Origin of the sequence: Emticicia agri, assembly GCF_004168285.1 — a bacterium.
GTDB lineage: Bacteria > Bacteroidota > Bacteroidia > Cytophagales > Spirosomataceae > Emticicia > Emticicia agri.
Genome location: NZ_SEWF01000004.1, coordinates 38,756 through 52,518, shown reverse-complemented (window position 1 = coordinate 52,518; position 13,763 = coordinate 38,756). Strand labels below are relative to the sequence as shown.

At 39.8% G+C, this 13,763-nt stretch carries 14 protein-coding genes; 7 read left to right on the top strand and 7 right to left on the bottom strand.

What is annotated here, in order from left to right; translation table 11 throughout:
• The first annotated feature begins 15 nt into the window (after nucleotides 1–15).
• The 6 genes from EWM59_RS03490 (at nucleotide 16) to EWM59_RS03465 (ending at nucleotide 5,425) form a co-directional block, all read left to right on the top strand.
• Nucleotides 16–513, top strand: coding sequence for an NADH-quinone oxidoreductase subunit NuoE family protein (locus EWM59_RS03490; RefSeq protein ID WP_130019563.1), 498 nt, complete (start codon nucleotides 16–18; stop codon nucleotides 511–513).
• A gap of 62 nt (nucleotides 514–575) precedes the next feature.
• Nucleotides 576–1,910, top strand: coding sequence for an NADH-quinone oxidoreductase subunit NuoF (gene nuoF / locus EWM59_RS03485; RefSeq protein WP_130019562.1), 1,335 nt, complete (start codon nucleotides 576–578; stop codon nucleotides 1,908–1,910).
• 36 nt (nucleotides 1,911–1,946) lie between these two features.
• Nucleotides 1,947–3,041, top strand: a complete 1,095-nt coding sequence (locus EWM59_RS03480) for an NADH-quinone oxidoreductase subunit G (RefSeq protein ID WP_130019561.1) — start codon at nucleotides 1,947–1,949, stop codon at nucleotides 3,039–3,041.
• A gap of 10 nt (nucleotides 3,042–3,051) precedes the next feature.
• Nucleotides 3,052–4,233 carry an NADH-quinone oxidoreductase subunit NuoH gene (gene nuoH, locus EWM59_RS03475; protein WP_130019560.1) on the top strand — a complete coding sequence of 394 codons (1,182 nt, stop codon included), beginning with the start codon at nucleotides 3,052–3,054 and terminating at the stop codon, nucleotides 4,231–4,233.
• 59 nt (nucleotides 4,234–4,292) lie between these two features.
• Nucleotides 4,293–4,847 carry a 4Fe-4S binding protein gene (locus EWM59_RS03470; protein WP_130019559.1) on the top strand — a complete coding sequence of 185 codons (555 nt, stop codon included), beginning with the start codon at nucleotides 4,293–4,295 and terminating at the stop codon, nucleotides 4,845–4,847.
• A 32-nt stretch (nucleotides 4,848–4,879) separates the two neighbouring features.
• Complete coding sequence (locus EWM59_RS03465) at nucleotides 4,880–5,425, top strand: NADH-quinone oxidoreductase subunit J family protein (RefSeq protein ID WP_130019558.1); 546 nt, start codon at nucleotides 4,880–4,882, stop codon at nucleotides 5,423–5,425.
• A gap of 117 nt (nucleotides 5,426–5,542) precedes the next feature.
• Here the strand turns inward: EWM59_RS03465 and EWM59_RS03460 are convergent, their stop codons facing one another.
• Entirely contained in the window at nucleotides 5,543–5,923 is a 381-nt protein-coding gene (locus tag EWM59_RS03460) for a hypothetical protein (RefSeq protein WP_130019557.1), read from the bottom strand.
• Nucleotides 5,924–6,129: 206 nt separating this feature from the next.
• On the opposite strand from EWM59_RS03460, the gene ade reads away from it, so the two are divergent.
• A complete protein-coding gene (gene ade / locus EWM59_RS03455) occupies nucleotides 6,130–7,776 on the top strand; it encodes an adenine deaminase (RefSeq protein ID WP_130019556.1) in 1,647 nt (548 codons plus the stop codon).
• 140 nt (nucleotides 7,777–7,916) lie between these two features.
• On the opposite strand, the gene EWM59_RS03450 is transcribed toward ade, so the two are convergent.
• The 6 genes from EWM59_RS03450 to EWM59_RS03425 all read right to left on the bottom strand — a co-directional run bounded on the left by EWM59_RS03450 (nucleotide 7,917) and on the right by EWM59_RS03425 (nucleotide 13,751).
• Complete coding sequence (locus EWM59_RS03450) at nucleotides 7,917–8,864, bottom strand: threonine ammonia-lyase (RefSeq protein ID WP_130019555.1); 948 nt, start codon at nucleotides 8,862–8,864, stop codon at nucleotides 7,917–7,919.
• A gap of 17 nt (nucleotides 8,865–8,881) precedes the next feature.
• A complete protein-coding gene (locus EWM59_RS03445; protein WP_130019554.1) occupies nucleotides 8,882–9,322 on the bottom strand; it encodes a DinB family protein in 441 nt (146 codons plus the stop codon).
• 1 nt (nucleotide 9,323) lies between these two features.
• The gene (locus EWM59_RS03440; RefSeq protein ID WP_130019553.1) at nucleotides 9,324–10,871 is read right to left on the bottom strand and encodes a putative maltokinase; all 1,548 of its coding nucleotides are present in this window, start codon (nucleotides 10,869–10,871) and stop codon (nucleotides 9,324–9,326) included.
• A gap of 239 nt (nucleotides 10,872–11,110) precedes the next feature.
• On the bottom strand, nucleotides 11,111–11,887 hold the full coding sequence (dapF, locus tag EWM59_RS03435) for a diaminopimelate epimerase (RefSeq protein ID WP_130019552.1): 777 nt from the start codon (nucleotides 11,885–11,887) through the stop codon (nucleotides 11,111–11,113).
• 204 nt (nucleotides 11,888–12,091) lie between these two features.
• Nucleotides 12,092–12,445, bottom strand: a complete 354-nt coding sequence (gene rplS / locus EWM59_RS03430) for a 50S ribosomal protein L19 (protein WP_130019551.1) — start codon at nucleotides 12,443–12,445, stop codon at nucleotides 12,092–12,094.
• A gap of 256 nt (nucleotides 12,446–12,701) precedes the next feature.
• Nucleotides 12,702–13,751, bottom strand: coding sequence for a VOC family protein (locus tag EWM59_RS03425; protein ID WP_130019550.1), 1,050 nt, complete (start codon nucleotides 13,749–13,751; stop codon nucleotides 12,702–12,704).
• Between the last annotated feature and the right edge of the window lie 12 nt (nucleotides 13,752–13,763).

The following is a 13,763-nucleotide window of genomic DNA, read 5'->3' as shown; positions in this document are numbered from 1 at the left end:
ATTTGATTACACAAAATGATTGAACTTACAAATACAATAGCTTTTACACCTGAACGGTTGGCCATAGCCAAAGAAATGATAGCCCGTTATCCGGAAGGAAAACAAAAGTCAGCTTTAATGCCTATCATGCACTTAGCTCAGGAACAATTTGCCTGGATGAGCCAGGATGTAATGGATTATGTGGCTTCATTGCTGAATATTTCTCCTGTTGAAGTATATGAAGTGGCTACTTTTTATACCATGTTTCATTTAGAGCCTGTAGGCAAACATGTGATAGAATACTGTCGCACAGGCCCATGTGTATTGATGGGTGGCGAAGAAGTATATGCACACCTGACACAAAAATTAGGTATCAAAAAAGGTCAGACTACTTCTGATGGTATGTTTACTTTGAAAGAAGTGGAGTGTCTGGCTGCTTGTGGATGGGGACCATGTTTCCAGATTCGTGAAAAATATTACATGAATCTGACCAATGATAAAGTTGACGACATCATAAGAGAATTGTCGAGATAATGCCGTTGTTTCGTAATGGGAGCAGCAATCAATAAAAGTTTTTGATTTTCTAATATAGAATCATGAAGATATTAACCGAACATATTAATACCCCGGGAATTGAAACCTTTGAGGTTTACCGCAAAAAAGGTGGCTATACGGCTGTTGAGAAAGCAATCAAGACAATGAGTCCGGAGGCAGTAGTGGAAGAAGTAAAGAAATCGGGTGTGCGTGGTCGAGGAGGAGCCGGTTTCCCGATGGGTATGAAATGGTCATTTTTGGCAAAACCTGAGGGTGTGCCACGTTATTTAGTGTGCAATGCCGATGAGTCAGAGCCGGGTACTTTCAAAGACCATTACCTGATGAAAAACCTTCCACATTTATTGATAGAAGGAATGATTATTTCAAGCTATGCTTTGGGTGCTAATAAATCGTTTATCTATGTAAGAGGTGAGTTAATGTACGTGATTCGTATTCTTGAAAAAGCCATTGAAGAAGCCAAAGCGGCAGGCTTTTTAGGTAAGAATATTTTAGGTAGTGGTTATGATTTAGAACTGGTTGTTCATCCGGGAGGTGGCGCTTATATTTGTGGCGAAGAAACAGCCTTGTTGGAGTCTCTGGAAGGTAAAAGAGGGAATCCAAGAAACAAACCACCGTTCCCTGCTGTAAAAGGCTTGTATCAATGTCCGACTGTGGTAAATAACGTAGAGTCTATTGCCACTACTTCATGGATTATCAATAATGGTGGTGAGGCTTACGCCACTTACGGTATTGGCAAAAGTACAGGTACTAAATTAATTTCGGCATCAGGTCATATCAATAATCCGGGTGTATATGAAATCAATCTTGGATTATCGTGTGATGAGTTTCTGAACTCTGATGAATATTGTGGTGGTGTACGTAAAGGCCATACGCTGAAAGCAGTAGTAGCCGGTGGCTCTTCTGTACCGATTGTTCCCGGTCATTTATTCCTGAAAACGGCCAATGGGGAAGACAGATTAATGAGTTACGAATCATTATCAGACGGTGGTTTTGCTACCGGAACTATGTTAGGCTCAGGCGGATTCATCGTTTTTGACGAAACTGCTTGTATTGTACGGAATACATGGAATTTTGCCCGTTTCTATGAGCACGAATCATGCGGACAATGTTCGCCTTGCCGTGAAGGAACAGGCTGGATGCAGAAAGTATTGAATCGTATTGAACACGGAAAAGGCTCTATGCACGATATTGACTTACTGGTTGATATTTCGAAAAAAATAGAAGGGAATACTATTTGCCCGTTAGGTGATGCGGCTGCATGGCCTGTTGCCTCGGCTATCCGCCATTTCCGTGATGAATTTGAGTGGCATATCAAACATCCGATAGAGGCCACAAAACCAGGTGCCGTTTATATGAAAGAAAGTGTGTTGGCATAAGCCGCCTGTTTTAATTGAATTAAGAAAATTGACTTTATGGAAAATACAGCCCCTCAATTATTTAAAGTAACCATTGATGGTGTGGAGGTTGAAGTACCACCGGGAACAACCATTTTGCAAGCGGCACGTAAAATCGGCCCTGAAGTTGCTCCACCAGCCATGTGTTATTATGAGCCTCTGAAAGGTTCGGGCGGAAAATGCCGTGCTTGCCTTGTGAGAGTTTCTGCTGGCTCAGCCAAAGACCCTCGTCCGATGCCTAAACTGGTAGCTTCTTGTATCACACCTATTCAGGACGGAATGGTGGTAGAAAACTTTACCAATCCGCAGGTAGTAGATGCAAGAAAATCAGTGGTTGAATTCCTGTTAATCAATCACCCGCTTGATTGCCCTGTGTGCGACCAGGCCGGAGAGTGCCACTTACAGGATTTCTCTTACGAACACGGTGTTGGTACTACCAGATACGAAGAAGACCGCCGTACTTTTGAGAAAGAAGACATTGGTCCTTATATTCAGCTACACATGACACGCTGTATTTTGTGTTATCGTTGTGTATATACTGCCGACCAGATTACAGACAAAAGGGTACATGGGGTAATGAATCGTGGAGACCACGCTGAAATCTCAACTTATATCGGGCAGGCTATTGACAATGATTTCTCAGGAAATGTAATAGATGTGTGCCCTGTGGGTGCCTTGACTGATAAAACCTATCGTTTCAAAAACCGTGTATGGTTCTCGAAACCGGTTGATGCTCATTGTGAGTGCGAGAAATGTAGTGGTAAAGTACAATTGTGGTACCGTGGTGATGAGGTAATCCGGGTTACCGCCCGTAAAAACGAATGGGGTGAAGTAAATGACTTTATCTGTAATACCTGTCGTTTTGAAAGAAAACAAACCAGCCAATGGACCATTGAAGGCCCGACTAAGGTGTCGCGTGCCTCTGTTATCTCGGCTAATAAATACAGTAAAAATTTAGTAACGAAACCTGATTTTGCTTTAAAATTAGCTGAATCACAATACAAAAAAATTGATGACGACCGCCCATATCTACATGAAATGAGCGATATTCAACAATCGGAAGATTATAAAGCCTTAATGGCGAAAGACGAAAAATATTTTGGGCATAAGTAATTGATTAGCTATGAACGGATTTATGCAGTGGGCAAACGAAACCATGTTTCTTTGGAAGGCCCTGATTATTTTAGTGATTTTTGCAATTACCCTCGGCATTGCGGCCTACTCAACCTGGGCAGAACGTAAAGTAGCCGGCTATATTCAGGACAGAAGTGGTCCGAACCGTGCCGGATGGGGTGGTTTGTTACAACCATTGGCCGATGCAGGTAAAATGTTCTTTAAAGAAGATTTTATTCCGGCGCAGGCAGATAAATGGTTATTTATTTTAGGCCCTTGTTTGTCAATGCTTACCGCTTTGATGTCAAGTGCTGTTGTACCTTTCGGTGATTCATTCTTGATTGATGGCAAAACAGTAACCGTACAGGCTATCGAGATCAACATTGGTATATTGTATGTATTTGGTGTGGTTTCTTTAGGTGTGTATGGCGTAATGATAGGTGGATGGGCATCTAACAATAAATTCTCTTTATTGGGTGCTATTCGTGCCGCCTCACAGAACATCAGCTACGAATTAGCTATGGGTATGTCAATCATTGCTATTCTGATGTTATCGGGTTCATTGTCGCTACGTACCATTGTTGAGCAACAACACGGATTCCTTAACTGGAATGTATTCTATCAACCGTTAGGCTGCCTTATTTTTATAGTGTGTGCCTTTGCTGAATGTAACCGTACACCATTTGACTTACCTGAGTGTGAAACCGAGTTAGTAGGAGGGTATCATACTGAGTATAGTTCAATGAAATTAGGATTCTATCTGTTTGCTGAATACATTAATATGTTTGCTTCATCGGCTGTAACCGCTTGTTTGTTCTTTGGTGGTTATAACTATCCTTTTATGGATAATGTGCAGGCGGCATTGAATTCGGGTTTGGGACAAACGGTAGGTCATAACGTAGGTACTGCAATCGGTATCCTTGTGATGTTTAGCAAAATTCTTTTCGGAATCTTCTTCTTTATGTGGGTTCGCTGGACAGTTCCACGTTTCCGCTACGACCAATTAATGAATTTGGGTTGGAAAGGCTTGATTCCGTTAGCTGTCGTAAACATGATTATTACCGCAGTATCCATGCTTTCAGGGTATAAGTTAGCTATAGGCATGTGGGTGGGGCTGATCGTATTTGTTGTGATATTGTCTGTTGTCTGGGCCATGCGTCCAAGAAAAAAGGCGGCAATTTTAGGTGCTTAAAATATGGCAGGCCATCAGGTTTGATACTGTTAGATGGCTTGTATTGAAATATTAAAATTATGCAATTAACTAATAGAGCTAAAAAAACTGATAAGAGTGAGCTGAGTTTATTTGAACGCAGCTACTTACCATCTTTAGCAACAGGTTTAGGAATTACGATTCGTCACTTTTTCATGAAAAAGCCTACGATTCAGTATCCTGAGCAAAAAAGATATTTAGGGCCTGTTTTTCGTGGACACCATATTCTGAAGAGAGACGAAGAAGGACGTGAGCGTTGCACAGCCTGTGGTTTGTGCGCAGTGGCTTGTCCGGCTGAAGCAATCTCAATGGTAGCACAGGAAAGAAAAAAGGGTGAAGAACATCTGTATCGTGAAGAGAAGTATGCGGCAGTGTATGAAATTAATATGCTTCGCTGTATTTTCTGTGGCCTTTGCGAAGAGGCTTGTCCTAAACAGGCGGTTTATTTACGTCATGATCAATTTGTGCCTGTATTTACAGAGCGTGAAGATGTGATTTATGGCAAAGATAAACTGGTAGAAGACCCTAACAACCGCTACCGCCGCGATGCCTGGACAAAAGAAGATGCAATGAAACTCTGGAAAAATAATGCGTAACTCAAATACGTACAATTTGAGACAAAATACCTATGGAATATTTTAAAAACATACTGAGCCTTCCGCCTATCTATTACACGTTTGCTATTTTATCGGTGCTGACTCTTTTCGGTGCATTAGGTACCGTTATGTCTCGCAACCCTGTGCATAGTGTCATTTATATGATAGTTACTTTCTTTTCACTATCAGCACACTATATTCTGCTGAATGCACAGTTTTTGGCGGCTGTAAATATCATTGTGTATGCGGGAGCTATCATGGTCTTGTTCCTGTTCGTTATCATGTTTCTGAATATGAAACAGGAAAGCGAAGAAATGAAAAAAGACAAAATTATTATCACTGCAGTAATTACGGCGGTTATTTTAGGAGGAATATTAATTATTTTCTTGCGCAGAGCCGAACGTGAACCTGTGAATCCTTTGACTTATAACTCGCAGAGTGGTATGATTGAGGTATTGGGTAAATCGCTTTATGGCGAATACCTGTTGCCATTCGAACTTATCTCGATACTGCTTTTAGTGGCTATGGCCGGAGCCGTAATGTTGGGTAAAAGAGAAGCCGGAGAAAGACATTTCTGATATTTTTGCCCATTTATGACAAATAAAAATCCCTTTCTTACACAGGAAAGGGATTTTTATTTGTAGCAACAGGTAGTCTGTTGCTTTTACAGGGATTCAATCATCACATTATTGTTCTTACACCGGAACAACAATATTTTTATTATTTTTCTTATTATATTTCTCTGCAAATTGCTCCCACGTTTCTTTTTTCTTGAAAATATAACGGTATGCCCACAAAACGGTAGCCGTTGGAATAATATCGGTAAAAGGAATAATCTCTTCTATAAACCCGAATATGGCTCCAAAAGTAGTGCGGTGTACAGAATAAATAAGGGCAGCAATTACCGGAGCCAAAACTAAATCGAAGCTTTCGCCCAGGGCAGGTAACAGAAAAGTTGACATACCAAGCGCATCGATGGCTAAACTGGCCATTAAATCGAAGCGACGTCTTTCTGCAAACTTTTCGTTCAATTCTACGTTGTTTTTGTTCATTTCAAATACTTTTGATTTATTCATACATTTAAACGTAAAATCATTCAAAAAGTATCAAAAAAATAAATGTTTTTTTGAAAAGCGCACGTTTGATAAAAAAGTAATTATTTTTAAGGCTTTCGTTGGCTCAGATTAGCCTTTTTTGAAAAAGAATGATAACTTCATTTTTTAAACAGATAACCAACCTATCAGCATAGCTATTTACCCTATAAAATTAAGTTTTAGAGACAATGACGACCTATACAGCCAACCTTGTAAATGTGTTTGACGGAACAATTGAATATGGAGAAATAACAGTAGAAAACAGAAGAATTCAGCATATAAAATATATGGGTGAAGAAAGGGCAGAGGAGCAGTATATATTGCCGGGTTTGATTGATGCACATATTCATATAGAAAGTTCAATGCTTACACCAGCCCAATTTGCAAGACTGGCCGTAGTACATGGCACCATAGGAACTGTCTCTGACCCTCATGAAATTGCCAACGTATTGGGTGTAGAGGGCGTAAAATACATGATTGAAGATGGCCGGAAAGTACCCTTCAAATTTTGTTTTGGAGCACCATCCTGTGTTCCGGCTACCACTTTTGAAACAGCAGGGGCTACTGTAACTGCCGAAGATATTGCGCAATTGTTCACTTACAAAGAAGTAGGCTATCTGGCTGAGATGATGAACTTTCCGGGTGTGTTGAATGAAGACCCGGTTGTGATGCAGAAATTAGCTTTAGCCAAAGCCTTTAATAAACCCATTGACGGACACGCTCCGGGTTTGAGAGGTGCCTCAGCCAAAAAATATGTTGAAGCGGGTATAGAGACTGACCACGAATGTTTTACCAAAGGAGAGGCATTAGAGAAATTAAAATTAGGCATGAAAATCCTGATTCGGGAGGGGAGTGCTGCCAAGAATTTTGAAGAACTGATTCCATTGGCGGATACCTGGTATTCAGAAATGATGTTCTGTTCTGACGATAAACACCCGGATAACTTAGTCGAAGGGCATATCAATCAACTCATCAAACGTGCCATTGCCAAAGGAATTGATAAGTTTAAAGTACTACGCATGGCAACTATTAATCCGGTTTTGCATTACCGGATGAACGTAGGTTTATTGAGAGAAGGAGACTGGGCAGATTTCATCATCGTAGATAATCTTGAAAACTTTGAAGTATTGGAAACTTATATAGATGGGGAAAAGGTAGCTGAGAAAGGTACTTCGTTTATAGAAAATCTGAAAAGCGAAGTAATCAATAATTTTAACTGTAAGTCGCTTGACCCACAGGATATTGTCGTAGTTGCTCCGCCCAAAGGGAATCTGCTACGAGTAATACAAACCATAGACGGGCAACTGATTACGAAAGAGCTTTTGGTAGAACCGAAAATTGTCAAAGCTAAGGTTGTAACTGATACTGTGAATGATATACTGAAAGTAGTGGTTTATAATCGTTATTCAGAAGCCAAACCTGCCATTGCATTTATCAATAATTTCGGTTTGAAAGAAGGAGCGATTGCTTCCTCAGTGGCGCATGATTCGCATAATATCATTGCCGTAGGTGTTGACGATGAATCTATTTGTGAAGCAGTAAATCTGATTGTAAGAGAAAAAGGAGGCGTATCGGCTGTAAGTAATCTGAAAAAAGGAGTCTTAGCTTTACCTGTGGCAGGATTAATGAGTAATGAAGACGGTTATAAAGTAGCTGAAAGCTATACCATGATTGATAAATTTGCTAAAGAACAGTTGGGCAGCACGCTTATCTCTCCATTTATGAGCTTGTCGTTTATGGCCTTATTAGTAATACCCTCATTAAAACTAAGTGATTTAGGGTTGTTTGATGGGAACACGTTTAGTTTTACGGATTTGTTTCAGGCGAAGGAGTAAAGGTATAAAATAAGAATTTTTAACCACGGAGTAACACAAAGTTTACCACGGAGGTACACGAAGTTTAAACTATTTCTCTGTGCAACTTCGTGCAAAACTCAGTGCCACTCCGTGGTAAATATGTATATCAATTTTAACCCTCAAAACGGCAATTTGCCCAAATCTACATTCCCACCAGTCAAAATAATCCCTATTCTTTTGCCTGCAAAGCGTTGATTTTCTTTCAATAAGGCTGCAAATGGTACTGCCGAAGAAGGCTCAATCACAATTTTTAATTGCTCCCACACCAGTCGCATAGCCGCAATAATCTCTTCTTCGCTAACAGTAATAATATCTTTCACATAAGTGCGGATAATCTCTAAAGTCTTATCTCCCAAGTTTGTCAATAAACCATCAGCAATGGTCTTGATATAAGGAGCTTTTTCTATTTTCCCACTTTTGAATGAGCGTATGGCATCGGCTGCGCCTTCCGGTTCTCCGGCTATTACTTCTGCATTGGGCATTAAATAATGTGCTGCTAAGGCTGTACCACTCAACAAGCCACCACCACCAACCGGAGCCATGATTACGTTTAATTCGCCTGCCTGTTCTATGAGTTCAATAGCCGCAGTGGCTTGTCCGGCTATTACATCGTAGTTATTGAAAGGGTGAACAAATGTGGCGCCTTTTTCATCAATTATCTTTTGCACAGTGGTTTCTCTCGCTTCTAAGGTAGGCTCACATTCAATGATTTCGCCACCCAGGTATTTTACCCCGTTTTTCTTGATTTCGGGGGCATTGTTAGGCATGACAATATAAGCCTTTGTACCAACAGCTTTGGCAGCTAAAGCAATGGCCTGTGCATGATTTCCTGACGAATGAGTAGTAATTCCTTTTTGCTGTTCTTCTTTACTCAACGACAATACCGCATTCATTCCACCACGTGCTTTGAAAGCCCCGATTTTTTGTAAATTCTCGCATTTAAAGAATACATAGCAACCTGCCAGTTCATTAATAGCATCTGAACTTAATACAGGAGTTTTATTGATGTAAATACTAATTCTTTCGTGGGTTTCTCTGATGTCGTCGAATGTAGGTATATGATTCATTTGAATGTTGAGTCGATTTAACGGTAATAAAAAATATAGTCAGTAGCCGGAAGTTTCTCTACCTGACCTTTGATTAATAAAATGATTTGTCCACGATGATAAGACGCATGCAAAGCCATGTGTGTAAGTATATCGCTGAGAATACTACTATGGTGTTCGCCTCTTGAATTGGTATAATGTACCACACGGTCAAAATCTTCGTTGTCTATAAGTGCTTGTAAAGCCTGATAATTGGCATCAAATAACCCTTTCAGGGTTTCTTTTTCATAAACCGACCAGACCTTTGTATCAGAGGTGATACCATTCATGCGCTCTATCCAGATGGTCTGAGCTGCGGCCATGTGCGAAATTATCTCATGTGTGCGGTCTGACACCTGTCTTGCTTCTAAAAATGTTTCTAAAACCTTTACATTTGCCCAATGCTCATGTTCAAAAAGTTTCTGAAAATAGGCTTTCATATCAACGTCGTAGTTTTTCTATTTCATTTATTACTTCTACAATTCCTTTCAACGGAATTTTTACCCAGGTAGGTCTGTAATTTACTTCATAGCCCAATTCGTAAATGGCTTTTTCTAATAAATGGAACAAAAGTAAGTAGTTTACCTCGTTGGGGTCTTTGAATAGGGGATGAGGTGAGCCAAACATCGACAGGTATTCTTCCAGATAGGTATCCTTGATTAATTTATACCAACGGTCGGCTGCTCTTTGTAAGACAATCGTTTCTCTGGTACTTGTTTCTGCAGAGTTGAACAATTTGGCCGAAACAGCATAATGATACGAACGAATCATACCTGCCACATCTTTGAGAGGCGAATGTTTAATTTTCCGCTCGGTAATACTGCTTTCCGGCTCTCCTTCAAAATCAATAATCACTAAATCGTCGTTAGTAGCTAAAATCTGCCCTAAATGATAATCGCCATGAATACGGGTACGGAAAGAAGATAACGGACGGGTAAGTATCTGGTCAATAAAGTCAAGAATGAGGTCTTTAGCCTCCATGAATGTCCAGGCAAGATTTTGTGCCTGTTCGTCTAATTTCAGGTAATTGTCTGTCAGAAGTGTATAGCGACGCTCTAATAAATTCTCAAATTTTTCGTGCAGATACCTTCTATACTGACGGTCGAAAGGCTCTGCATTGAAATTATCAGCCCCACGTAAAGCAAACAAAGCTAAGTGCATTTGCGCTGTACGATGGGCTAATTGGGTAACTTTATCAAAAACTGATTCTTTTATCTGAAAATTACCTTCAACAAAGGCTTCTAAAAAGTCATTCAGGTAATCGCCTGTCATGCTCCAGTCGTCTTTGATATTTTCTACTACCTGTACCATTACCCCGAAAGTAGTAGCAGCTTCATCTTTGCGATTCCAGGTAATGCTTCCTGCAAATAACGGGATATTTCTAAACTCTGAATACTGCGTGATAAACTCAACCATTTCAACCTCGGGATTGGTTTCAGAAAAAAGTTTCCGGTAGAGTTTCAGAAAGTATTTTCCGCCAAAAATCATGGCAGAGTTCGATGAATCAATGTCAGGCAGATAAGAATCTATCTCAGCCGATTCTTCTTCAAATGCTTTACCTTTGGTAAAGGTCAATAAATCCTGGTTATACTGGCGTATCTGCGACTGATTGAAAATAGACCGGTAAATAGCACTCCGAAAATTAACATCATAAATCGCATCAACCAGATGCCCCGTTTTGTCGTCCATCGCAGCCTTGCTCAGAATACCCTTTGCCGGAATATCCTGCGTATTGTCTTCAATAAAGGAAAGGGGTAAAAGGTATAATTCGGCATCATTTTCTTCGTAGCGGGCTTCAAACATCATGAAGATAAATTCTTCAAAATGTACCACGTGCCTGACCTTTAACTGTTTAATCTTACGGGCTTTTCCGGCAAACCAGCGGCATTGCCTGATATATGGGGGCAGAATATTGTCTTCTAAAACTGTATGAACATACTTATCTTTCTCAAAACCTTTCCATTCAATGGTTAATGCGAATTCGGTCATTGCAGTATATGGTTAAAGTAATAGTTGCGAAGATAGTATTTAGCTATTCAATTTTTTAACAATTTATCAATTTTCATCTTTTATTAATAGATGATGATAACAATGCAAAAAGAAGAACTATCAATAACAAAAAAACTTTTGTTGGTTTTCAAAATCTCCTGTCAAATTAAATTCAATAGGTTGGATAATCCTGTGGAGACGCCAGCATGTCGTCTCTTCATTACATAGCTGACCGGGATTTATAATTTCCCACCAAATACCCTGATCGCCGGGCCAATCAGATGTATGTTCTGAAAATCTTTATCAAAAGCTACCTGTAAATTTCCGCCATTGGTAATAATTTTTACAGGGCTTTGCATACCGTGTTTCAGATGTGCCGATAAAGCACAGGCGGTTACACCCGTACCACACGAATAGGTTTCATCTTCAACACCTCTTTCGTAGGTGCGAACATAAATAGTTTCGTCGTCAAGCACCTCTACAAAGTTTACATTCGTACCTCCACGTTTGACCCAGTCATCGGCATACCTTACTTTTTTGCCTTCGTTCACTACATCAAAGTTTTTAATGTCAGAAACGTATCTCACATAATGCGGCGAACCAGTATTCATAAAATCATAGTCGTCGTGGTGTTCAATGCCATGCACTTGTCCCATTTTTAAGGAGATAACTTCTGAACTTGCTGAGGCTTCGTGTTCACCATCAACAGCAATAAAAGTAGTATTGCCACTAAAAATGCCCAAGTCTTCAGCAAAACGTACTGTACATCGTCCACCATTGCCACACATACTGCCCTCGCCTCCATCGGCATTAAAGTACACCATCCTGAAATCATAGTCAGGGTCATTCTGTAATAAAATCAATCCATCTGCCCCGATTCCAAAACGACGGTGGCAAAGATGTGCTATATAAGGCTGGCTGACAGGAAATTGTCCGTCACGGTTATCAATCATCACAAAGTCGTTGCCTGTGCCCTGGTATTTATAAAAGTTTCCTGTATATGTCTGGTCGTTCATATTTGCTCAACAAATTCGTCACAAACTTAATTCTTTTCTTTATAAAATTAGTGTCTTTAAATTGAATAATACAGAGGGGCATAAACAAAAAAAGCCGCTTCAAAGAAGCGACCTTTTCCCATACAAAATTATGAAAAAGCTATTACTTTTATCTTTAGACATCTGAAAACCTGAATAGTTTAACTATTACTGGTTTGATGTACATTATTTCTTTAATTCTTTGATACGAGCAGCTTTACCTTGTTTTCCACGTAAGTAGAACAATCTCGCACGACGTACTTTACCATGACGTACTACCTCAATTTTATCAATACTTGGCGATAAAATAGGGAAAATTCTCTCAACACCTACGCCATTTGATATTTTACGAACGGTAAAACTCTCACCATTTGTACCAGCATTACGACGCTGAATAACTGTACCGGTGTAAACCTGAATACGCTCTTTGTTACCTTCTTTAATTTTAACGTGAACGTTTACGGTATCACCTGCTTTAAATTCCGGTTGATTTTCTCTTTTGCCAGTAAATTCTGACTCAACCAATTTAATCAAATCCATTGCTTTGTTATTTACTTGATTATTAATTTATACGCTTAGTGAAGCGGCTGAACCGTACAAACCCAGCATTCTCCTAATCGGACTGCAAAATTAATAATTTTTACTGTAAAATCCAAAAAACGTCAGGATTTTTCATTTGTTGTATTTATTGGTGCTAATATATAAAAAAAAATTACTTGGGTAAAATTTGATTGAAAAAAAATTTAGATTTTTTTCAATTTCGTATAAAAATATTCGTTACCCCTGCTAAACCCCTTTAATCCTTCGCTTTTACTTTGCCCCAACCCATCGTGGCAACCATCCAGTCAGGCAAAGGTTTTTGCGTTTTTCTTTTTTTAAGGTTCAGATACCAGCCGATTTTTTTTAAAATTGGCACTCTATGTGTTTCAACGAACTCTATCAGCGTACCGTCAGGGTCTTCTATATAAGTAAATCTGCCACCTGCTTCGCCCATATCGAAGGTATCGCTACTATCTACTGTAAAAGGAAAACCATTTTTCTGGCAAAGTTGTTTCAAATTATCCATATTTAATGTGTCGAAACACAAATGAATAAATCCTAAGTCGCCCCAACTACGTTTTTCAAAGATTTTTCTTGGCTTGGCGTCCGCTTCAAGATTCTGTACTAATTCTATCTCTACATTGCCTAACAATCGGCTGAAAGCCCCGTTGTTATTCATGGCTTTGCGCAATAATACCCTTCTGAATTTTACATTGCCTTTGCCCAGTGTAGCAAAATCTTCAAATTTTCCGCTTTTGTCGTAAGCCACTTCACTGATGCCCAAAGTATCTTTATACAATTTCAGTGCTTTGGCAATATCGCTTACGCCAATAATAACCCCGACTACACCTCCGGTAAGGCTACTATTAGGCTTAAACCATGAATTATCAGCTACAATCTGCAACTGGTTTCCGTAAGGGTCTTGTAACCAGCTATGATTTTTGTTTTCAGGCGAAGTTTCTACTTTTAAATTTTGCGTTCCGGCAAATTGTTTTACGTCTGAAGATTTAATCTTGAGCGCAAAAATGCCATAGTCGCCCAGTTCAGGCATAAATTCCGGTGCAACAGGCTCAGGTCGGTTCGATTGCCAGATTTCAGCACCACCACCACCGGCCATATTGAGAGCAAGAATGGCACGACGTTGCCTGATAATGCCATTGGTGTGTGGGGTCATGAGTTTGGCTTCTGCCACATCATCAAAAAGCGGGACATTCAGTCCTAAGGTTCTATTATACCAATTGAAGGCTTCTGCTGCATCTCTCACACCAATTCCTACTTGCTGAATGCCACTGATAAATTCTGACATGTTAAAAAAATA